Raw genomic sequence first — 21,108 nt, 5'->3', positions numbered from 1 at the left:
GCCAGTGTTACGGTCGTCCTGAGCGCCACTGACGGGCGCAGGTCAGCACGCGGAAGCCATTGCTGAATCCTGTTGCCGGTGCTTGCCGCGTTGCGGTGAGATGGCGGCCGAAGGGTGTCAGGAACGACAGATGGGACGGCATGGCTGGCGGACAGAAGTGGGCGTTCAAGACGAAGCTCCGAGCACGCGCTTTCGGATGGCGTGGGTCGCAGGCCGCGATCGCGCGACTGAAGGAGGCCGTGTCCGAAATCCGGACCGTCAGCAAGATCGATCCGTTGACGGCCGGGGAAGGCGCCCTCGCGCTCATGGAACGGCTGTGGCCCGCTTTCGAACAGATCGACACCTCGACGGGGGCGCTGGGCAGCGCCGTCCACAAGGCGCTCGATGAGGTGATCCCGATCCTGATTGCCGCACCGGCCGATCCGAAAACGCGCGCCAAATGGCTGGAGCGCCTGTACCAAGCCGTGCTCGACGACGGTGTCCAATACCTGTTTGGCCGGGCGCTGAGCCGCGGGCAGCGGCAGGGGATGAGGGAATGGTCGAGAACGAGGAACTCGATATCACCGTCGAGGCTGTCGAGGCTCTCGGTGCTCGGCGGCTGGCGGAGATCTTGATCGAGCACGCCGATCGGGACACTGGCCTGCATCAGGCTCTCCGTCTCGCCTTAGCGTCACGGGGCAGCGGCGACCGACTGCCGCAGACCTTGTCCGAGGAAATCCAGCGGATCAAATCTGATCGCCGGTTCTACGGCTACCGCGAGAGCTCATCGCTGGCTGCCGACCTTGACCGGGTCCGCGAAGCCACTGTCCGGGACCTTCTCCCACAGCGTCCCTTGGCGGCTGCCGAGCTGCTCGGTCGCTTCATCCAGCTCGACGCCACGGTGTTCGACCGCTCCGACGACTCCGACGGCCTGATCGGTGACGTGCTCAAGCAAGCCGTCGGCGACCTCGGTACAGCATGGGCGGCGGTGCCAGACCGCGACCGGGTGCAGCTGGCCCGCGATGTCTTCGGCATCCTCACCAAGGACAGCTACGGCGTTCACGGTGATATCGTCATCGCCTTCAAGGAGGCATTGGGGCCGGAAGGATTGGACGAACTGGAGCGTCTGATCCGCGATGACCTGGAGCGTTGTCGGACCCAGAGCGAAGAGGCGCGGACGTGGCCTTTGACACGAGGGCTTCAGCAGATCGCCGATGCCCGCGGGGATGTCGACGGCTTCATCGCCGTGCACCGTCTCGCCGGGACCGAGCGCCACGCCCTCAAGGACATCTGCGAGCGCCTCATCGAAGCGGGACGCGCGGCCGAAGCCCTGGCGCGGGTTGAGCAGGCGGACGTCCCGGCGCACCGGCGTTGGGAGATCGATGATCTCCGTGTTCGTCTCCTGGAACTGCTGGGCCGTCACGACGACGCCCAGGCTGTCCGCTGGAGGATGTTCACCGGTAGCCTGTCCGAGCACACCCTCCGCGCATTCCTCGCTCATCTGCCTGAAGGAGAGCACGACCGGGTGCGGGCAACGGCCGTGACGCTGGCCCGCCAGCATCGCGAACCGCATGCCGCGCTCAACCTGCTGATCGGCCTGGATCTGGATGCCGCGGCGGACCTCGTGTTGACCCGGATCGGCGAGTTGAACGGCGACCTGTACAGCAGACTGCGTACCGCCGCCCAGGCGCTGGAGGCCGACCATCCCCTTGCCGCCGTCCTGCTCTACCGCAGCATGGCGGACGCTGTCCTGGCACGGGCACAGTCCACGCAATACGAGCATGCCGTCCGCGACCTGGCCGCGGCGGAACGGTTGGTCTCCGCCGTCGGCGACTGGCTCGGACATCAACCCCAGGATGCCTACCGCGAACAGGTTGTGGCGAGCCACCGGCAGAAGCGGACGTTCTGGGACAGGATGAAGACCGCGGGACTGAACTGGAAGGATCGCTGAGAGGACATCCCCCAACACCTGCATGCGATGACATCAGTGCCGTCGAGCTGCTCGGCCGAGATCCTCCAGCGGCTGCCCAGAGGGCATCTGACTACCGTACCGTTTCGTACCGGCAAAATACCGTACGGTACCGGTATCTTAACGCCCTGCCAGACGGTGATCCGCCGCTCGGCGCAGGCCTCGAAGAGGTGATACACCGGCCGCAGAAGCTGTTACATGGCTTCGAAAAAGTGTTACACGACACCAAGATCTGTGTTGCACTGCCTTGTTAAGTCATTGCCCCAACAGCAGAAGCAGCGGCTTGATCCCCAGCGGTCCTGGAGGCTGCCGATGAGGGGACGTTTAGCAGGACGTCGGCCACTGGGTTCTATTGGCCGACTGCATCAGGCGCGATTCCGTCAACATATCTGTCCACCTTTTGTACCGAAATCCGTTGACGCCGATGTCCGTATGGCTGTGAACCTGCCGGATCGGCACCCATGATGCCGCCCTCCCCTCCTCGCCGGGCAAGGAGTTGAGCCGCCCCCGGTTGGCGTCAGCTTCTGAAGCGGTGGCACCCCCTTCCGCTTCATGGAAGCGGTGACCGGACATCCCCTTCCCTGGGCGAATTCAACCTTTTCCGGAGTGCCGGAGCGGGCCTGGGAAACTCGGAAAAAGTGTTACACGACCCCGGATAATGTGATCCTGATTCCGGGAGTAACGGGGGGACGACCATTAAACCGCCCGTCGGCCAACACCGGGTGCTGGCTGCACAAGGCCGTCAACGCGCGTGTGAACGGCTCCACCGACGAGCCGCCGGTCTAGCGGTTTCGCCGCATCGCCCTCACCCCCTGCGTCCATCGGACGGGCGGCTGCCCTTCCGGAAATTCCGTGAGCTGACGGGCCAAGCGCATGCCGAGCGGCGCGGTTGGCAGCAGCTAGACACAAGCAATTGCCATGCCAATGATAGGATGGTGGAATTTCTCCCACAAGGATTTCTCAAGGAAATGTTCGTAGAAATCCTTTGATGAAAGGAATACTCATCGATATTCAGCATGCATAACTGCCCTGTATTATTTTAGGTTCCAGGAATTGAAATCCCGACTTACTCATAATTGGCAGCATAAAGGTGGAGAATTTGCAATGGGAAGACCTAAAGCTTTGGAGGCGGCGGAAGCGATCGCCTCGTTGACGGGCTTGCGCGTCAAGCTCGGCGCCTTTGAAGATAAGCCGGTGGTGTGGCTGTGCACCGACCGCGGGACCATGTACATGATGGTCGAAGAGGAAGACCCTTCCTCGGGTCTGTTCCATGCGATCGATGGGGACGATTGCGTCGTGGCCGCCGCCCGCCGTCGTGACGACGGTGCCTATGACGTGTTCCACCAGCTTTTTGACGACGCGCTTGACGAGATGGAAAGCTAACCCCGCGGCCTTGGGCAGACTGAGCATGACGGCGCTACCGGGGTGGTCCGCCTCGGTGAGGCCGCCCACCAAACCGCCGAGCTCGCGGCAAGCCACGTGGTGAATGATGGAAACGGATTTCTTCCCGGTCAAATATCAGATTGAGGAATTCGGCCTCACGCCTCGTGAGTGTGAATTGCTCATTGTCTTTAGAAATGGGCTTCTTCGCAGTTCGCGCGCACTGCCGAGTGGCGCCTATCTTGCTGCTGAGATGTCTGCTGAAGCCGACAACGTTGTCGAAGACCATAAGCAGTTCGGGCGCTCCCGTGCGTATATCTTGGACGATACGGCCGAATTGCCCTATGAAGTGCACGATTTGGCTGAGAAACTTGGTCGGCTCGAGCCGTGGCAGGCCGCAGCCATCGAGTTCTTCATCTACGGGTTCTGGGCTGGAGTTCAGCAAGGGCGCGGCGAAGAGTAATCGCTTCGCCGCCCTCAGGCCGGGGTCAAAAGCCGCGGCTTGAGGGGGCGGCACGATCACCCGCCTCCCCAGCGTTCACCATCCCGGTCTCCAATAGACTCCTTCGGCAGACTTTACGCGAAGCCCGAATTCGGGCTTCGCGTCCACACCACATCACCTGACGTGGGGAGGCCGCGTTGCGCAACAGCACTTACAATAGCCTGATCGAGGGTCTCATCGACAACGGCCCCGATCCCATGGCGCCCGAGCGTTTCAACGCCAGCCTGATGGTACTGCTCAGCACTCTCAATGCGGGCCCGGTTCAGGCCTTGCGTGCCGCGCAGAACGTCATGAACGCGGCCAGCAAAATTGCCCGCCTGGGCGATGAGCCTCGACAGATCATCTTCGATGCGATCGAACTTGATCGCCTTGTGAACTGCCCGCTCTGGCTCGAGTACGACATTGTCATCAACGGTAATGAAGCGGTCCCAAAGGACGCGCACGACAGCAGTGGGCGACTGCTGAGGGAAGGCCTGCTCATCATTCGCAAGGGCGGGGACGGCATCGGCTCGACTATTGTAATCCGCCGCTTCGGAGAGCGCGTTCGCACCTTCGAAGCGGACCCAGCGGAATGGCGGCTCACGCGCTGTCTGGGTGGCGGCTATGAGATGACCGTCGAGAACGAGGAATACGCACCCGGCCTGGTCGATCAAGGTAAGGCTTCGGCCCGCTGGCTGGGAGGTCAGATGCAGTCTCTCCTTGCCATTTTGGGTGCTCCGAAGCTGACTGAACTGGCCGATGAGAAGCCGTCGAGGCGCCGTGGCGTCCCGCCTCTCAAGAGGGTCCGCATGGCTCCGCCTTGGAACAACGTGGACCAGGATGGCATCCCGGTTCTGCCTCGTGATGCTCGCCCGGCTTACGTCTACGATGAGCTTATGGACCGCTTCGACATGTTCGAAGGCCTGATCTGGTCCGGGCGCTGTTACCATGACACCGCCGAAAACCGGCGTCGATCGCTTGAAAACTGTGCGAAGCGCCGAGAGATGCTCAAGGTGGCCGAGCCGTTTGTCTTGGCCCCCATAATGGCCGAAAGCGCCGCCATCGTTGCGGCCGAAGAGAGGACGGGCATGGTCGAAGCGCGCCGCTTGCTTGCCCTCCCTTTTCCTATCGCTTGGCTCGAGTGGCGCGATGTCGACTGCGGTCTCCCCGGCCAGCGCTGGGGCATGGTGATCGAAGCGGTTGATGACGATGTCCAGGGTGATGCCCATGGCTTGATCTATCCGCTGATGGCGGGGAGCTACCTGACCTATGATGGAATCATCCGGCTGCGGGGATTGTATTTCCGCATGCACATCTCGGACATCAGCAAACCGTTGATCGAGTTTTCGTCTGAACACATCCCGGCCGACTTCGACGGCACCGCAATCGATCAGGAGCACTTTGGGCGGTTCATGCTGGCGGTCCTGACCTTCCTGAACCAACCACGGATGGTCGAGATGAAGAACCAGGATAAACGACAGCGCGCAGTGTCAAACCGGGTCCGTGCCGATCGTCGCCTGTCCCCGCTGGGGGCCATCCGAGAGGTCCGGTTGATCGTCGATCAGCCTGTTGCAGCCAGCGAAGGAAGCACCCGTAACGGAACTGGCGACAGAATCGGAGCCATGCCTCGCCATCAGGTCCGGGCGTTCTGGCGCTACCGTCTGGGCAAGCTGGAGTTCGTCCGTCCGCATTGGCGGGGTTCCGAAGTCAACGGTGTTTCCCGACGCCGTTACATCGTGATGCGCGAGGAGGACCGAGTTCAATGCTGAAGCAGTCGATGGCGAACGACCCCGGCAGCGTATTCGAGCGCATAGTCGGCTTCGCCCAGGATCCCCGCGCCGACCACATGATGGCCATCGGTTTTGCCATGGCCGTCATGGAGGAACTTGGCCCGCATGGGTGGAAGCTTATCGACCGGGAGCGGTTCCTGCGGGCTGACCCAGGGCATAACGAGGAGTCGCACTGGCGGACGATTGAGCGCTCGATGGCGGGTAAGAACTTCATCTGCGATCACTTCTTCGCAGTTGTGCAGCGACTTCAGTCTCCCGTTGCCGCAGCGGTGACCATTACGGTGCTCTATCGGGACCTGCTTGCCGACGGGATGGAACAGGAAGCCTATGGGATAGCCGAGCGGGTACACCTTCGGCTGCGCCAGCATATGCGTGAAATGTAACGTCTTCGCTTGGGGCGCCTTAATACCCGCCCCGTTAAGGCGAAGCCGGGCAACTCCGCTTAGCGTGCAGTTGAGTGTGCGAATGCTCGGGGGTATTCTCACGGGAAAATAGTTGAGGGAGTTGGGCATGCGGCGAGGTCCCGTTGCGCAGGCGGCGCTGCTGGTGGGAGTGGCGCTCTGCGCAAGCTGGCAGGCTGCCACGAAAGAGGTCCATACCAAGCAGCTCGGACCCGTCGAGATCCGGGGCGATAGCCTCGACTTCGAGATCCGGATCGACGGCAAGGTGGTCGCCCGCGACACCATGTCGACGTTTGTGAGCATCGTCCGAGCTTATCCTGATGAGATCAATCCGCGCTGGCTCGTGATCTCGCACAATCCCGGCGCCATGATCTGCGAGCCCAGTCACAGTGTCATCGATCTGACCAGGACGCCGCCGACCATATCGGAGGAGTTCGCGAAGTGCACCGGCGCGGCGGCTCTCGAAGCCGCGGACCAGATCGTCTTCGCGAACCGTGCAGGCGACATCTGGGCGTATGACGCCAATGGGCTCGTTGCGGTGCCGAGGCTACCGCCGGATGAGCATATCCGCCGGGGCGTCGACGCCTACAAGGCGGGGAGCTACTCCGTGGCAATGCGCCACCTCTGGTCCTTCACGAACGGGACGAACCCGGAGGCGGCCCACTACATGGGCCTAATGCGGCACCTCGGGAAAGGCGTTCCCCAGGACTACAAGGAGGCTATGTCCTACTACAGGCAGGCCGCCGAGCTCGAGTACCCGCAGGCGTACTTCCGAATCGGCGTGCTGCACGCCAACGGTCGCGGCGTTCCCAAGGATATGGCCGAAGCCAACCGCTGGTACCGCAAGGCGGCCGATCGGGGCGATGGCCTGGGGATGTTTAACCTCGGCCTCAACCTCATGACCGGAAGCGGCGCGGCCAAGGACCTTAAGGCGGCGCTGACCTGGTTCGTGCTCGCCGAACCGCGCATGGTCGATGCGAAGGATCGTGAGGGCGCAAGGAAAAACATCGCCTTCCTGGAGGGCAAGCTGACCGCCGAGGACGTCGCGGAGGCGCGTTCGAAAACGCTCGCGTGGACGCCCGCCGAGACGAAGGGGTTCGACACCGCCGCCGATCTGCGCGCATGGGTCGGCAAGCATCCCTTTGACCGCGTGAAGGGGCTCCCCATGCTCAAGGTGCCAGCCCTTGACGTGCGGCTACGCACGCTGCTCGGCGACGAAGCGGTCGATGAGATCGGCAGGATGGGGATTTCTGGCAAGGTCTCAGAGTCCAAGGATTGGCTGCTGGTTGACGGCTGCATGCCGCACTCCTGCGACACCGACCGCTTCGCCCTCGCAATCAACACGCACAGCTACGACGTCCTCGTTTGCAGAGTGCAGTGGGATTCGGAACGGAAGGGACAGGCGGCCGTATGGGCGGGGACGAACCGCCCGAAGTACGAGCGGGCGCTGACGCGCGATACGGACGACTGCACGGTGAATCGCGGCCCGTACACGATCATGGCCGTCCTCGACGCGGCGAAGCCGCGCCCCACTCCCTCGGACACCCCGCGTCCGCAGGTCGCGGCGGTTACACCGCCAAGCCCGCCAAGACCGACCGAACGCTCATCGTCCGGCAGCGGCTTCCCGGTAAACGGCAAGGGTGAGATCCTGACGAACCATCACGTCATCGAGGGATGCCGGACGCTCAAGGCGCGCCGAGGCGAGCGCATCGTTGACGCCGAACTGGTCGCGACGGACGAGAAGAACGATCTGGCGGTGGTGCGCGCCGCCGTGCCCAGTGCCCAGTCCCTTAAATTTCGAGACGGCAAGGGTATCCGCCCGGCCGACGGTGTCGTCGCGGTGGGCTACCCGTACGCAGGACTGCTGGCTACTACGCCGCAGGTGACGACTGGCAGCGTCACGTCGCTGGCGGGGATCGCCGACGACACCAGGTTCCTGCAAATCACCGCGCCTATCCAGCCCGGCAACAGCGGCGGTCCGCTGCTTGACCTGTCTGGAAACACGGTCGGCGTCGTGGTCTCCACGCTCAGCGCGCTGGCCGTGGTGAAGGCGACCGGCAGCATCCCGCAGAACGTCAACTTCGCCATCAAGTCCTCGGTTGCCCGGGAGTTTCTCGACAGCAAGGGAATCGAGTACGAGGCAGCGGGTTCCATGGCGAAGCTCGATCCTGCCGATGTCGGCGAGACCGGCTCCAAGGCGGCCGTTATGGTCGAATGCTATAAGTGAAGATTTAGTATCTTCTCCTGATTGCCCATCTCAAGGAGAATTGAACGGGGCTTTATTGCCCTTCAATATGGCGGGTAAGTGACGCAGGTTGAAAGGTCCCAGCTGATCCGCACGGATCCTACACAGGCATCGGGTTGAGCCGGGCGAAGCCCTCCTGCGTGCGGTACGGGTAGTAGGGATAGGCGGGCATCACGTCGCTGGCCGCATCGAGGCGGGCGATCTGCTCGGGCTCAAGCGCCCAGCCGACCGCACCCAGGTTGTCCCGCAGTTGCGCTTCATTGCGTGCGCCGATGATCACCGAGGACACGGTCGGCCGCTTGAGCAGCCAGGCGATCGCCACCTGGGGAACGCTGTGCCCGGTCTCGGCCGCCACGACGTCCAGCGCGTCGACGATCCGGTAGAGGCGCTCCTCATCGACGGGCGGCCCCCACTGCGCGGTGTCGTGGAGGCGGCTGCCCTGGGGGAGCGGCTGGCCGCGCCGGATCTTGCCCGTCAGCCGCCCCCAGCCAAGCGGACTCCAGACGAGCGCACCGACCTTCTGGTCGAGCCCGAGCGGCATCAACTCCCATTCGTAGTCACGCCCGGTCAGCGAGTAGTAAACCTGGTGCGCGACATAGCGCGGCCAGCCCTGGTGGTCAGCGACGGCGAGCGACTTCATCAGCTGCCACCCCGCGAAGTTCGAGGCACCGACATGGCGGACCTTCCCGGCGCGGACCAAGGTGTCCAGCGTGTGCAGCACCTCCTCCACCGGCGTGAAGGCGTCGAAGGCGTGCAGTTGGAGCAGGTCGATGTAGTCCGTCCCGAGCCGCCGCAAGGACGCATCCACGGCGCCAATCAGCCGGTGGCGGGAGACGCCCGCGTCATTCGGCCCATCGCCCATCGGCAGGCCTGTCTTGGTCGAGATCAGGACCCGGTCGCGCCGTCCGCGGATGGCGGCGCCCAGCACCTCCTCCGAGGCGCCGTCCGAATAGACATCAGCGGTGTCGAAGAGTGTGACGCCCGCGTCGAGGCAGATGTCGATCAGCCGCCGGGCATCATCGACGTCGCTGTTGCCCCACGCGGAGAACAGCGCTCCCTTGCCGCCGAAGGTGCCGGTTCCAAAGCTGAGGGCGGGCACCTTGAGGCCCGAGGCGCCGAGTGTACGATATTCCATGTCCACGTCTCCCATTCTCAAGCGATTGCGGTTTGCCTGTGGGCACCGTCGAGCCACAGGCTCCAGAGCGCGACGGCTAGCCCCATAGCCGTGACGGCGGCGGCCACCAGGGGAAGCGCAGCCAACCCGGGGCCGTGCTCGATCGTCACTCCGCCGAGCCACGCGCCCAGTGCGTTGCCGAGGTTGAAGGCAGCGATGTTCAGGCTTGAGGCGAGCGTCTGCCCCTCCGCCTCGGCTTCCTGAAGGACGCGCAGCTGGAGCGGTGCCACGGTGGCGAAGGGGGCCACGCCAAGCAGGCCGACCACGATTACGGCGCCCGGCTTCGTCCAGACCGCAGGCACCAGCAGGACCAGCACCAGGATCAGCACGGCCAACGTGCCGACAAGGGCGCGCCGGAGATTGCGGTCGGCCAGCCGCCCGCCGAGCAGGTTGCCGATGGAGAGCCCGGCGCCGAAGACCAGCAGGATCGGGGACACGGCGCTCTCCGGGAAGCCTGTGAGCCGCGTCAGCAGCGGCTGCACGTAGGTGAAGACCGTGAAGAGACCGGCGAAGCCCAGCACGGTCATGGCCAGCCCGAGCAGCACCTGAGGCCTGCCGAGCACGGCGAGTTCGGTGCGCAACGGTGCCGGTTTCTGGCCTTGCCCAACGCCCGCGGGCACGAACAGCGCAAGCACTGCGAAGGCCACCATGCCGATCCCGGCGACCGCCCAGAAGGCCGCGCGCCAGCCGAGCAGCAGGCCGATCCAGGCACCGAACGGCACGCCCAGCAGCGTGGCGATGGTGAGCCCGGTGAACATAGTCGCGATGGCCGACGCCCGCTTCTCCTCGGCGACCAAGCCCGTGGCGACGACGGAGCCCACGCCGAAGAAGGTGCCGTGCGCCAGCGAGGTGAGGACTCGAGCCGCCATCAACAGGTCGTAGGTCGGCGCCAGCGCGCAGGCGGCGTTGCCCAGGGTGAAGATCGCCATCAGTCCGAGAAGCACCGCCTTCCGCGGCATGCGGCGCGTGACGAGGGTCAGGACCGGTGCTCCGACGAAGACGCCGAGCGCATAGCCGGAGATCAGCTGGCCTGCTGCCGCAACCGAAACCTGCATGGTGTCGGCGATCTGGAGCAGCAGGCCCATGATGATGAATTCGGTGGTGCCGATGCCGAAGGCACCGGAGGACAGCGCGAGAACAGCAACGGGCATCGAGCGCCTCCAATCGGTTCGGACGCGATATAGCCGATCGCCCTGATGTGAATTAGAGTGCTGCTGCTCTCAGCTTCTGTGACTTAAGGTCAACAATATGACGCGCCTAGAGGTGAACCGGGCGGCCGAGATGGAGGTCTTCGCGCGGGTCGTCGATCTCGGTGGCTTCACGGCGGCGGCTCGCGCCTGCGGCCTCACGCCGTCGGGCGTCAGCAAGCTCATCACGCGGTTGGAGGCGCGGCTCGGTATGCGGCTGATCCACCGGTCGACGCGCCGCCTCAGCCTGACGCCGGAGGGCCAGGCGTTCTACGCCCGCGCGGTGCGCATTCTTGGCGAGATGGAGGAGGCGGAGCGGGAAGCGTCGGCCGGAGCGGCGCCGCGAGGGAACCTGCGCGTCAACAGCAACGTCCCGTTCGGCATGCGCTACCTGATGCCGATCGTGCCTGAGTTCCTGGCCGCCCATCCCGGCGTCACCATCGACTTGGTGCTCTCGGACACCGTCATCGACCTGATGGAGGAGCGGGCCGATGTGGCGATCCGGGTTGGCCCGCTGCGGGACTCCAGCCTGATGCTCCGCAAGCTGGGGAGCAGCCGCATGGTCGTGGTCGCTTCTCCCGCCTACCTGCGGGAGCACGGGACGCCCACGCATCCCGGCGAACTCGCCCACCATAAGGGGATCGGCTGGACCTTCCCACGGATCATCGGCGGCTGGCCCTTTCAACTCGAGGACGGGATCGAGCACCACGTGGCGCCGGTTGTCGCCCGAGCGAGCGATGGGGACGTGGCGCGACTGCTCGCGTTGGGCGGTGTGGGAATGGCGCGGCTGGCGCGATTCCATGTTGGCTCCGACATCGCCACCGGAGCACTCGTGCCGGTGCTTGAGGAGCTGAATCCCGGCGACTGCGAGGACATCCACGCCGTCTATCTCGGCGGCGCCAGTCCGCTACCCGCCCGCGTCCGTGCGTTCGTGGACTTCCTGGCAAGCCGATGCCGCCTTTCCGATCACGAAGACGTATCGTCAGAAGGGCAAATGTGGACCTGAACGGTTCGTGGCCGGATCAGAGGCAACCCGACGATACTGGGGTCGTACCGGTCAACCAGCCCCTGCTCGCTTGACCCTATGCCACACCATCGTTCCATCACGCAGCCTTCTACGTCTGCACGGCGTGAATTGAGGTACGATCCCGCGTAATGGCGAGTAGGCTAAACTCGACACTCAAGCACTATAAATGCTATATGAGTCGGGCTTTCCATCGCCTATTCTGGGACTCCCTTAACACCCACCACAACCTAGCGCTTCAATGCCCCTTTCCACGTTTCTACGGCAGAAAATCCTCGCGGCGGCTGCGTTGGGTGTGTCTCTCGTCAACGCCACTCCGGCTTCCGCTGGGTTGATCGATGCGAAGGAAGCACACGAGCGCGGCGACTTCACCACAGCCGCTCAGGAACTCCAACCCCTTGCGGCCACTGGAAACGCAGCTGCCCAAGCGCACCTCGGCTCCCTCTACCTTTCAGGTCGAGGCGTGCAACGGGACCTGGAGCAGGCTCGGATCTGGATGGAGAAGGCTGCCCGACAGGGCAATGTCGGCGCGAAGCTCGGCCTCGGGATCCTGCTCTCACGCCACCCGAGCCAGGACACCGATCAGAGCGATGCCCGGCGGTGGCTGAAGGCTGCCGGTGATGACGGTGTCGTCGAAGCGCAGTACCAAGCTGCCCTCCTGCTCGACGCTGGAATCGGCGGTCCACCGGATCCCGCTACGGCCGCCGAGTGGCTGCGTCTGGCAGCCAGTGCGAAGCACATGGACGCCACGACCCTGCTAGCCATGCTGCACCTGGAAGGGCGAGGCGTGCCTGAGGATTCCGAACAGGCGTCCCGCCTTATCGAGACCGCCGCTTCGGCCGGAGATGAGCGCGCCATTCAACTGCGCCATCTGCTCGAGACACTGTCCGGTGGGAAGCAGCCGGTGCCCCTTTCCGCATTGGCCGGTTGGGACAGGTGGAGGCGAGCCGGAGAGATCGACCTCGGGTCCAAGACCGATAAGGTCATGGCGGTGAAGTCGCCCAAAGCAAACTTGAGGATCAAACCCGCGCCGAAGGCTCAGGTGGTCGCGCAGATGGAACAGGATCGACCGGTCTATGTCCTGGTGCGCCGGGGCGAGTGGTCGATGGTTGCAACCCCGGACGCAGTGATCGGGTGGATGAATCAGTCCACCCTGGCAGCCTCTACGCCAGGGGACGTCCAGCGACCCGCAACGGCAAGCGTGCGATCTGCCGGTAGCCAGCAACTCGAACTTTTCGGTGTCTCCCTTACGACAGCTGACCGGCCGACCATGCAACAGGCCCTTTCAGCGCTTGGCGCGCGCGATGTCGGCAACGGCAGCAATCAATGGCCTGGACGCTACAACATGCAGGGCTTGGCGAACTATCGGACCTGGTTCGACCTGTACGACGGAAAGGGCCTGCTCGACGGGGCGATCAAGCTTGAAGTCGGGTATGCTAAAGGAGCCCGGTTCGCAGTCGCCCGGTACATCTTCAGCAACTTCGATGTCCTCAACGGTCAGCGTCTCGTTGAGATGCTGAAGCAGAAGTACGGCCCGAGTTCCGTTCGTCACTCAGGCTTCGACGAAGAACACGTCTGGCGGCGCGGTGATGTCGTCATTCGAGCAGGCAGCAAGCACATGACCGGTCCATTCCTGGTTTATGAGGTTCCCGAGGTCTTCCGCCAGCTGGAGCAGGAGATCGAGGACGCCCGCCAGAACGCTGTCCGCCGCAAGGCTGTCCAGCAGTCCGGCCGCTTCTGAGGGGGAAACCATGGAACGGTATCGTCCGCTTGCCCTTGCCGTCCTGATGCTGCCCGGCCTGGTGACGACCGCAGAGGCCGTCGCGGCGCCGCGCGACCTGAGCAACATCATCGTCGAGGAAGCGTATCGCAGCCCGCCACCCAGCCCCCCACCCGTCGCGGCCGCCCCTCCACCGCTCCAGACTCCTGCTGCCGCTCAGCGCCATGAACCACCCCGGGTGACCAGCGGCTCCGGTACTTACTGGGGCTGGGGGCTCGCCGCTCTCGTGGCCGTCTTGCTCTGGCGTAAGTTCGGCACTGGAAGCGCCAGGACCACCCGCAGGACCTCAGCTGACCGTTCAAGGCCGCACTGGCGCGAGCGATCGAGCGCAGCCACACCGAGGATCTCAACCGAAGACGCGGAAGCTGCACGTAGGGAGAGCGGGCACCAAGCTGAACTTGAGGTCGATGAGGTCCTCAGAGGGCTTGGCATTCCTGTTCTGCACGAGATCTACGTGCCCCATCGCGGCCACCACACCGAGGTCGATCACCTCGCTCTGGTGGGCAGCCACATCTGGGTCATCGAGACAAAGGGCTGGACCGGGGACGTCTATGGCCAAGCCACCGATACCGAGTGGCAACAGGTGAAACGACATGAAACAAAGACGTTGAGCAATCCATTGCATCAGAACGAACACCACCTCAGTGTTCTTCGCGGCACCTACAGCTGCGCTTCGTTCCGTTCAGTCATCGTTTTTACTCGCGCCCGTTTCCCGGAGGGAAAACCCGAAGGGGTCTTTACCCTCGACGAACTCCCTGGCTTGGTCGCGCGTGATCGGGACTCCACTCCGGACGAGGAAACCAAACGAGCATGGGGGGATCTGTCTTCGCAATCTGGCCGTCAAGCTAAGCAAGCGCTCCGCGCGCAGCACAGCCAGCGGCTTGAAGGGAAAAGAACAAGGCCAGCCCAGAACGACGAACCGGACGAGGATTCAGTAACTCTGGCACCATTGCGGGCGGTCCGCCTTAGTCGCACCACGTCGATGTTCAGTGACATGAACGATCCAATGAATCCGACCGGGTTCATGAACCCCGCCAGCCCGAACTACGTTGGCAGAGATATGTTCAGCAAAGGCACCCTCGATTCCTAATAGGATTATTGAGATTATCCAAAACAAGTAACAGTACAAGAAAATTCACCACCCCAAAAAGCCCAGGCGCTGACTGAAATACTCACTCAGTATTTAGCAGTATGTCGCAAACATTAGACTTGTCGGCTCCTGCCAATTGTCACGATCGCGATCTGATACTGATATTCACACGCAGTATGCGGATTACTCGACGGAACACTGTCCGCTTGGTGCTGGGCGCTCCCCGACATAGCGACCGTGTTGTGATTGAGGAGCGGCCAGCAGTGCCCAGTTCGAGGAGGTTTCATGGCGTGACGCCCTGCCGACAGGGCCGAGAGCCTCCTGTGTTCGAAGTAACTCTTCTTCATTGAAAGTTGACGGGCAATCGCGCGAGGGTGGTATCCTGTGAGCGAGCATAACCGTCACCAGCAAACGCAGCACAACCCGGAGAGCGTGATGTCCTACGGCGCAGATATCAGCCGAGCAAACCCAACCTGCTTCTTGTTCGTCATTGATCAGTCCGGTTCCATGGACGAGCGGATGGAGACAGGACGCTCGAAAGCGGAATTCGTGGCTGACGTGCTGAACAAAACGCTGGTCCAGGTCATTACCCGTTGCACGCGCTCTGAGGGCGTACGCAATTACTTCGACATGGGGGTCATTGCCTATGGCGGAAGTGGCGTGTTGCCTGGATTTAAGGGCCAGCTGTCATCCGGCTTTCTCCATCCTCTCGCAGCCATTGAAGCGGCCCCGCTCAGGGTCGAAGAGCGACGCAAAAAAGTCGATGACGGAGCCGGTGGGCTGGTTGAACAGAGTGTGAAGTTCCCGGTGTGGTTCGAGCCGGTGAATTCCGGCGGCACACCGATGTGCGATGCGCTGCGGAAGGCGGCCGAAGTTCTTGTGGCATGGTGCGACTCCCATCCAGACTCATATCCGCCTACAGTCATCCATGTCACCGATGGACAATCCACGGACGGCGACCCGTCCCAGATCGCAGAAGCCCTCAAGCAAATCTCGACCAACGATGGAGCCTGCCTCCTCTTCAATCTGCACATCGACACGGCGGAAGGCGGGGCAATCATCTTCCCGTCTTCGGAGACGGCTCTTCCCGACGCGCACTCCCGGATGCTCTTCCGCATGTCCAGCAACTTCCCGCCTCACTTGATCGATGCCGCGCGGAGCAAGGGCTACGATGTGAACTCGGAGTCTCGTTTCTTCGGCTATAAAGCGGGAATCGAGGGAATCGCCGACTTCTTCAACATCGGCACTCAAGCTAGCAACCTGCGCTAGACGTCATCATGGATGAGGAGCCGCCAATGTTCTTGCGGTTCGTTGATTCCGTGCCGAAGCGCCGCGGTCCGGATCGCAACGAGGATGCCACGGATGGGCATGCCTACCGAGGCCTCTACGCGGTGAGCGATGGCGCCTCCGAATCTTACGCACCAGCACTCTGGGCACGCCTCGTGACCCAGCGATTCTTAGCGAACCAACGTATTGACGCGGTTTGGCTGCGGGCCGCCTGCGGCCTGTTTGCCTCACACTTCGACCGCGAGTCGATGTCATGGAGCGCGCAGGCCGCCTATGATCGAGGCAGCTTCGCCACATTGCTCGGCCTCCGGTTCACAGGCGCGGGCAGGCGAGCCGAGGTGCTGGCCATCGGAGACAGCCTCGCCGTTCTGGCGGACGGCGAGGCTGTCATCGATTCCTTCCCTTATGCAGAGGCGGACGAGTTCAGACAGAACCCGCTTCTGATCTCGACACTGATGGAGCGGAACGCCGACGTCCAAAATCAACTGTTGAGCGGATCTGCCCACAGATGCTGGGACCTGTCCAGCCTTCCAAAGCCGCGAATCCTCTGCATGACGGACGCGCTCGGGGCTTGGCTCCTAGAAGACAGAAGGGAGCGTCTGCCAATTCTGCTTTCGTTGCGCACGAAACTCCAATTCCGCTCGCTTGTCGATGCCGAGCGCGCGGCTGGGCGCCTGCGGCGCGACGACACCACCCTGCTCGTGTTTCAGTGAACCGCCGCCATGAGCGCCTACCCCACCATCGACCAGTTCAACGAGGCGGTACAGAACCCCTCGACGGCCTTCACCGATACCATCCTCAGATCGGGCAAAGTCCGGACCAACGGCTTTGGCTACCCAATCGCCCTCGGGGGCGGCTTTGCGCTGACCTACACCGTCGAGGCAGGCAGTCATCGCTACGCAGTCCGCTGCTTTCACAAGTCCACCAACGGCCTCGAGGGACGGTACGCCCGCATCAGCCAATCACTGGGGTCTATTGGGAAGCCCTACTTCGTTGGCTTCGAATACCAGCCCGAAGGAGTCCGTGTTAACGGTCGCGGCCTCCCGATCGTCAAGATGGATTGGGCCAGTGGCGAGACTCTGGGAGCCTACATTGAAGCCCGTTACCGGGACGCGGCGGCGATCGGAAAGCTAATCACCGAGTTCCGCGATCTCGAGGCCTTCCTCCGCTCCAAAGGGGTGGCGCATGGCGACCTCCAGAACGGCAACGTGCTGGTCAATGGGTCCCTGAAGCTCATCGACTACGACGGCATGTACGTCCCAGGCCTGCCCGTCGGACAAGGAACCGAGATCGGACAGAAGCACTTTCAGCACCCCAGGCGCTCAGCGGCCGATTTCGGGCCGACGATGGATCGCTTCTCCTTCATCGCCATCGATCTCAGTCTCAGGGCGTTGAAGGAACGGCCGGACCTTTTCCAGAGGTTTTCCAACGGCGAGAACATCATCCTGACGGCTTCGGACTACGCCGACCCAGCATCGTCGGAAGCGTTTGCCCAGCTGAGAGGAATCTCGACGCTCGCCCGCGATACAGACAACCTCGCGCAGATCTGCGCAGCGGCTCCTTCCGCTGTCCCGACGCTTGAAGACTTCCTTGCTGGACGGAGCATACCGGCGAAGATCATTTCGCTGACGCGCCCCGCAGGGGGCGCAGCCCCTGTAGCAGCGGTCTACATTGGTGCTTACCCGGTCGTGGACGCCACGGACTTCGGCGGGGTACTTAGGGCCGTCGGTGATCGAGTCGAGATGATCGGGCGCATCGTAGAAGTGAAGGTGGACCGGACGAAATACGGCCGCCCATACGTGTTCCTGAACTTCGGCCACTGGAAAGGCCGCGTCGCGAAAGTGAACATCTGGTCCGATGGCCTGAAGAAGCTGGCGCAGGCGCCAGACGCCTCATGGGTTGGGAAATGGATCAGCGTCACGGGCCTGGTGGACCCGCCCTTCGAGAACAAAAAGCACGGTTACACGCATCTCAGCGTCACGCTGACCGAGGCTAACCAGCTGCGCGTCATCGACGAGGGTGAGGCCAAGCGCCGCCTTGCAAGCCGAGCCAAAGCCGTCAACCCAGGCGTCGGCACAGGATCGGCAAACCAGGATGTCCTATCCAGACTTGGTGTCCAGCCAACCGGAGCCTCCAGGCATTCCAGCACAAAGCCGCCCCCCGCTGGCAGCCCCGTAGCCGTCGCTTCGGCTCAGCAGAAGCTGTCAAGCGGGCGCGGTAGCACCCCGCAGATGACGCCGAATGAGGCTATTCTCGCAGGCCTCTCCGGAAGTGCCAGGAGAGCCTCCAGTAGTCCAGGTACCCGCCCCCATCCCTCTAGTCCCAAGGTGACGTTTCCTCCGCCCACGTACCAGCGCCCGCCGCCTCCTAAGGGTTCTGGAATCCCAAGCTGGGTTTGGTGGATCGGAATTGGGATCCTTGTTCTGCTGATGGGTGCGAGGTGATTCGCCTGGGCCGGTTGACTGATAGATGCCTGCTCCCCACTGCGACCTGAGCAGCTCGACCAGACTAACTGCCCCGGTCCCTCTTTCCGACTTGATCTGGGCATTGGGAACGGGACGGTTGCATGACCAGGTCCGGACTCATAACCAGTTGGCCACGGTTGCCACGATGTGGATCGCTGCCATGAAGTTGATGGCGGAACCGTCGGAGCGTGAGGCAATGCGCCGAAAGTCTTTGTGACATTCGAAGATGCGCTCGATGACGTTACTGCTCCAGTAGAGGTAGGGTGAGAAGCAGTTTTTCCAGCGCTTGTTGGCGCGTGACGGAATGTTGGACGCGACCCCGGCCTCTTCGATCTTCCGGCGTACAGCGGCACTGTCGTAGCCCTTGTCGCCATGCAGGAGGTCGGTGGCGGGCATCCGGTCGAGGAGACGGTCGGCGGCGATGCAGTCGGCCATCTGACCGCCGGTCAGCAGGAAGGCGAGCGGCCGACCGCGCGAATCGCTCAGGGCGTGGATTATGGTGGTTTTCCCACCTCGGGACCGTCCGATGGCCTGGGCGCGTTCCCCCCTTTCCCGCCGCTCGCCGAACGATGGGCGCGGACCGCCGTGGAGTCGATCATCACCTGGGCCGGTGGGCCACCCACTGCCGCCAAGGCATGGATGATGTCATCCCACACGCCCTTGGACGCCCAGCGGACGAAGCGGTTGTAGAGCGTCTTGCAGGGGCCGTAGACCGCTGGAGCATCCGCTCAGCGCCCGCCCGACTTCAGAACATGGACGAGCCCGCTGATCACACGCCGATCGTCCAAGCGCGGCTTGCCTCGGGAGGCGCGCGGAAAGTGCGGCTCAAGCCGCCCAAATTGCTCCACCGTCAACCAAAACTCATCGTCGCTCATCACGAAGCCCCTTTCCAGGGCGTTGAATCGCAACGACTCCTTGCGGGAATGGCACTTTATGGATCCGGCCGCCAGGACCTTAAACGGGCATCGGGTTGAGCCGCGCGAACCCCTCCTGCGTGCGGTACGGGTAATAGGGATAGGCAGGCATCACGTCGCTGGCCGCGTCGAGACGCGCGATCTGACCGGGTTCGAGCTTCCAACCAACGGCACCCAGGTTGTCCCGCAGCTGCGCCTCATTGCGGGCGCCGATGATCACCGAGGAGACGGTCGGCCGCGTGAGCAGCCAAGCGATGGCCACCTGGGGAACGCTGCGCCCGGTCTCGGCCGCCACGGCGTCCAGCGTGTCATCAAATATCAATTGGGCCAAATCCAGCCGGATCGTAATCTTCGTCATCATCTTCGTCCTCATCATCCGAATCATATCCATAGCGAGAGCTACTTATAGCTCTCACTTTCTCTTTCTTTATTTCCTCAAGATGAGATTCAAAGTCGATTAATTTTACATTCCTACTTGCAAGATGCTCAAATTCCTCCTTCAATACACCATGAAACGGCGACTTAGTGAAGCCATTTGCTCGCGCCACCAAGTTATGGAGCCAGAATTCGTCACTTGTTTCCAATCGACTCATACTTATTGGCGGCCTAATGCTAATTTTCCCCACCACGAACGCTTCTACAAGTATCGCGCGGACGTGCGAATTATCCATCTTGCTACAACGCTCCACCACATCTTTTTCTATGTCGATAGAGCATGTAATTAATAGCCAAAGCAGCCATAAAACTTCGTGATGATGATTAAGAGAAACAGCCCTTCCGAGTACATTATAAATTGCCTCTTTCCATCCCACTCTATCAATCTCTTCACCAATGGCAAACCTCTTTGCAACAACGAGGCAAACATAGTCAATAGCATGAGGGAAATGGTAAATTATACGTTGCAGTCTCTTCTCTATTCCTGCCCAATTTGCGGACTTGTAGAAGCCCTCCTTATCAATCCTCCTAATTGCAATCTTAATTGGGCTTTCTGTTTTAAGAGATTTTGCTAATTCGTATGCCTTATCTATCATGTAAAATACGTCGTTATTGGATGCTGCAAAAAGGCCCTTGATTGATATGGATCTAAGATGCTGCGCCCAGACATCATCGACGGGCTCGAGTCCATTCAATACACGAGTTTTCGAGTCATTTATCTGAAGCTCGTAAGATTGAAGAACATCTCTGAGATGGGATAGAACAGAAAGCGCATCGATCTCAGATCGGACGCCAATATAGAAGTCATCGACATGCCGAACAGCCCCGACAATTAGGCCATCAGCACGGTCTCTTAACTTAATGTCGATGTCACAAGATATAAATTCTGCAATCAATCGAAAGGCATCAGGGCCAATCAGAACACCACGAGTTTGCGCCCGCTGCGTGTTCTGCACATAATAATCAAGTTCATTGAACTTAATCTTCTTAGATTTTTTATTCTGGTCAGCCTTAGCTTTTTCAATACCATGAGCAGACCAAGGAATAGAATGCGTGTAAATGCTGTGAAAAAATTGCGATATATCTGTTTTCAAGATAAATGGCGAGTATTTTATATTATCATCCACCTTTCCAGATAGCTCCGAGAGAGATGGAACGATAATCGCTCGATCATCTTTGGCACTACCAATACGAGGGGCGCTAACCGAAAACGGAGATGTGGAAAAACGATTTTGAAAAGTTATCCAATACCTCTCAATGAAATTACAAACATAAAAGTAAGAAATAGGGTTAGGCGTGCTATAGGATCTTCTGTTTCCGTCATGTTTCGTTCCAGAGAGTCGGCTATAATTTGTCGACCTCTTTGCATGGAACTTTCTTGAATTTAGATCAGTAGTAATGCCACGCATGGCGCGCTTTATGTCGAGCGATACAAAACATGGCGGAAGAGTCTCTGGGAAAAAGCCTTTCCCAAGCAGATCATATTGCTTAACCATCGCCATTACCC

The 21,108-nt window shown here is 61.5% G+C and carries 17 protein-coding genes and 1 pseudogene; 13 read left to right on the top strand and 5 right to left on the bottom strand.

Annotated features, from left to right (window positions below):
* Positions 1 to 140 precede the first annotated feature (140 nt).
* From JJL56_RS01970 to JJL56_RS01940, 7 genes are all read left to right on the top strand, one after another.
* The gene (locus JJL56_RS01970) at positions 141 to 614 is read left to right on the top strand and encodes a hypothetical protein (protein ID WP_200483989.1); all 474 of its coding nucleotides are present in this window, start codon (positions 141 to 143) and stop codon (positions 612 to 614) included.
* Positions 536 to 1,930 carry a DUF6880 family protein gene (locus JJL56_RS01965; RefSeq protein ID WP_200483988.1) on the top strand — a complete coding sequence of 465 codons (1,395 nt, stop codon included), beginning with the start codon at positions 536 to 538 and terminating at the stop codon, positions 1,928 to 1,930. Before JJL56_RS01970 ends, JJL56_RS01965 begins: the two co-directional genes overlap by 79 nt.
* 1,122 nt (positions 1,931 to 3,052) lie before the next feature.
* Entirely contained in the window at positions 3,053 to 3,331 is a 279-nt protein-coding gene (locus JJL56_RS01960) for a hypothetical protein (protein ID WP_200483987.1), read from the top strand.
* A gap of 103 nt (positions 3,332 to 3,434) precedes the next feature.
* On the top strand, positions 3,435 to 3,791 hold the full coding sequence (locus JJL56_RS01955) for a hypothetical protein (RefSeq protein WP_200483986.1): 357 nt from the start codon (positions 3,435 to 3,437) through the stop codon (positions 3,789 to 3,791).
* 176 nt (positions 3,792 to 3,967) lie between these two features.
* Positions 3,968 to 5,578, top strand: coding sequence for a hypothetical protein (locus tag JJL56_RS01950; RefSeq protein ID WP_200483985.1), 1,611 nt, complete (start codon positions 3,968 to 3,970; stop codon positions 5,576 to 5,578).
* Positions 5,572 to 5,982, top strand: a complete 411-nt coding sequence (locus tag JJL56_RS01945; RefSeq protein WP_200483984.1) for a hypothetical protein — start codon at positions 5,572 to 5,574, stop codon at positions 5,980 to 5,982. The genes JJL56_RS01950 and JJL56_RS01945 overlap by 7 nt, the downstream gene beginning before the upstream one ends.
* Before the next feature lie 127 nt (positions 5,983 to 6,109).
* Positions 6,110 to 8,227, top strand: coding sequence for a trypsin-like peptidase domain-containing protein (locus JJL56_RS01940; RefSeq protein WP_200483983.1), 2,118 nt, complete (start codon positions 6,110 to 6,112; stop codon positions 8,225 to 8,227).
* A 118-nt stretch (positions 8,228 to 8,345) separates the two neighbouring features.
* Here the strand turns inward: JJL56_RS01940 and JJL56_RS01935 are convergent, their stop codons facing one another.
* Entirely contained in the window at positions 8,346 to 9,380 is a 1,035-nt protein-coding gene (locus JJL56_RS01935; protein WP_200483982.1) for an aldo/keto reductase, read from the bottom strand.
* Between the two features lie 17 nt (positions 9,381 to 9,397).
* The gene (locus JJL56_RS01930) at positions 9,398 to 10,570 is read right to left on the bottom strand and encodes an MFS transporter (RefSeq protein ID WP_200483981.1); all 1,173 of its coding nucleotides are present in this window, start codon (positions 10,568 to 10,570) and stop codon (positions 9,398 to 9,400) included.
* Between the two features lie 97 nt (positions 10,571 to 10,667).
* Here JJL56_RS01930 and JJL56_RS01925 point away from each other — a divergent pair, with 97 nt between their 5' ends.
* The 6 genes from JJL56_RS01925 (at position 10,668) to JJL56_RS01900 (ending at position 18,231) form a co-directional block, all read left to right on the top strand.
* Positions 10,668 to 11,612: a LysR family transcriptional regulator gene (locus JJL56_RS01925; RefSeq protein ID WP_200483980.1), complete on the top strand. Its 945-nt coding sequence runs from the start codon at positions 10,668 to 10,670 to the stop codon at positions 11,610 to 11,612.
* Positions 11,613 to 11,871: 259 nt separating this feature from the next.
* Positions 11,872 to 13,371: an SH3 domain-containing protein gene (locus JJL56_RS01920; RefSeq protein ID WP_200483979.1), complete on the top strand. Its 1,500-nt coding sequence runs from the start codon at positions 11,872 to 11,874 to the stop codon at positions 13,369 to 13,371.
* A 10-nt stretch (positions 13,372 to 13,381) separates the two neighbouring features.
* Positions 13,382 to 14,500 carry a nuclease-related domain-containing protein gene (locus tag JJL56_RS01915; RefSeq protein ID WP_200483978.1) on the top strand — a complete coding sequence of 373 codons (1,119 nt, stop codon included), beginning with the start codon at positions 13,382 to 13,384 and terminating at the stop codon, positions 14,498 to 14,500.
* A gap of 384 nt (positions 14,501 to 14,884) precedes the next feature.
* Positions 14,885 to 15,769: a vWA domain-containing protein gene (locus tag JJL56_RS01910; protein ID WP_345772529.1), complete on the top strand. Its 885-nt coding sequence runs from the start codon at positions 14,885 to 14,887 to the stop codon at positions 15,767 to 15,769.
* 26 nt (positions 15,770 to 15,795) lie between these two features.
* A complete protein-coding gene (locus tag JJL56_RS01905; protein ID WP_200483977.1) occupies positions 15,796 to 16,500 on the top strand; it encodes a hypothetical protein in 705 nt (234 codons plus the stop codon).
* A gap of 9 nt (positions 16,501 to 16,509) precedes the next feature.
* Positions 16,510 to 18,231, top strand: coding sequence for a protein kinase family protein (locus tag JJL56_RS01900; RefSeq protein ID WP_200483976.1), 1,722 nt, complete (start codon positions 16,510 to 16,512; stop codon positions 18,229 to 18,231).
* A gap of 138 nt (positions 18,232 to 18,369) precedes the next feature.
* Here the strand turns inward: JJL56_RS01900 and JJL56_RS01895 are convergent.
* The 3 genes and pseudogenes from JJL56_RS01895 to JJL56_RS01885 form a co-directional block, all read right to left on the bottom strand.
* Positions 18,370 to 19,127: pseudogene (locus tag JJL56_RS01895) on the bottom strand (IS5 family transposase).
* A 79-nt stretch (positions 19,128 to 19,206) separates the two neighbouring features.
* The gene (locus tag JJL56_RS01890; protein WP_247890900.1) at positions 19,207 to 19,527 is read right to left on the bottom strand and encodes an aldo/keto reductase; all 321 of its coding nucleotides are present in this window, start codon (positions 19,525 to 19,527) and stop codon (positions 19,207 to 19,209) included.
* A complete protein-coding gene (locus tag JJL56_RS01885) occupies positions 19,478 to 21,103 on the bottom strand; it encodes an RNA-directed DNA polymerase (protein ID WP_200483974.1) in 1,626 nt (541 codons plus the stop codon). The genes JJL56_RS01890 and JJL56_RS01885 overlap by 50 nt, the downstream gene beginning before the upstream one ends.
* Positions 21,104 to 21,108: the final 5 nt, after the last annotated feature.

This window comes from Azospirillum aestuarii, from assembly GCF_016632405.1.
Lineage (GTDB): Bacteria > Pseudomonadota > Alphaproteobacteria > Azospirillales > Azospirillaceae > Azospirillum > Azospirillum aestuarii.
Note: the sequence above shows the minus strand (reverse complement) of the source record. Positions and strands in the feature narration are given on the sequence as shown.

Excerpts from the sequence above, each read along its gene's own strand:
- JJL56_RS01915 (WP_200483978.1), top strand. The coding sequence starts at position 13,382 with ATGGAACGGTATCGTCCGCTTGCCCTTGCCGTCCTGATGCTGCCCGGC.
- JJL56_RS01945 (WP_200483984.1), top strand. The coding sequence starts at position 5,572 with ATGCTGAAGCAGTCGATGGCGAACGACCCCGGCAGCGTATTCGAGCGC.
- JJL56_RS01885 (WP_200483974.1), bottom strand. The coding sequence starts at position 21,103 with ATGGCGATGGTTAAGCAATATGATCTGCTTGGGAAAGGCTTTTTCCCA.
- JJL56_RS01970 (WP_200483989.1), top strand. The coding sequence starts at position 141 with ATGGCTGGCGGACAGAAGTGGGCGTTCAAGACGAAGCTCCGAGCACGC.
- JJL56_RS01930 (WP_200483981.1), bottom strand. The coding sequence starts at position 10,570 with ATGCCCGTTGCTGTTCTCGCGCTGTCCTCCGGTGCCTTCGGCATCGGC.
- JJL56_RS01925 (WP_200483980.1), top strand. The coding sequence starts at position 10,668 with ATGACGCGCCTAGAGGTGAACCGGGCGGCCGAGATGGAGGTCTTCGCG.
- JJL56_RS01890 (WP_247890900.1), bottom strand. The coding sequence starts at position 19,527 with ATGATGACGAAGATTACGATCCGGCTGGATTTGGCCCAATTGATATTT.
- JJL56_RS01965 (WP_200483988.1), top strand. The coding sequence starts at position 536 with ATGGTCGAGAACGAGGAACTCGATATCACCGTCGAGGCTGTCGAGGCT.
- JJL56_RS01920 (WP_200483979.1), top strand. The coding sequence starts at position 11,872 with ATGCCCCTTTCCACGTTTCTACGGCAGAAAATCCTCGCGGCGGCTGCG.
- JJL56_RS01940 (WP_200483983.1), top strand. The coding sequence starts at position 6,110 with ATGCGGCGAGGTCCCGTTGCGCAGGCGGCGCTGCTGGTGGGAGTGGCG.
- JJL56_RS01955 (WP_200483986.1), top strand. The coding sequence starts at position 3,435 with ATGATGGAAACGGATTTCTTCCCGGTCAAATATCAGATTGAGGAATTC.
- JJL56_RS01960 (WP_200483987.1), top strand. The coding sequence starts at position 3,053 with ATGGGAAGACCTAAAGCTTTGGAGGCGGCGGAAGCGATCGCCTCGTTG.
- JJL56_RS01935 (WP_200483982.1), bottom strand. The coding sequence starts at position 9,380 with ATGGAATATCGTACACTCGGCGCCTCGGGCCTCAAGGTGCCCGCCCTC.
- JJL56_RS01900 (WP_200483976.1), top strand. The coding sequence starts at position 16,510 with ATGAGCGCCTACCCCACCATCGACCAGTTCAACGAGGCGGTACAGAAC.
- JJL56_RS01905 (WP_200483977.1), top strand. The coding sequence starts at position 15,796 with ATGTTCTTGCGGTTCGTTGATTCCGTGCCGAAGCGCCGCGGTCCGGAT.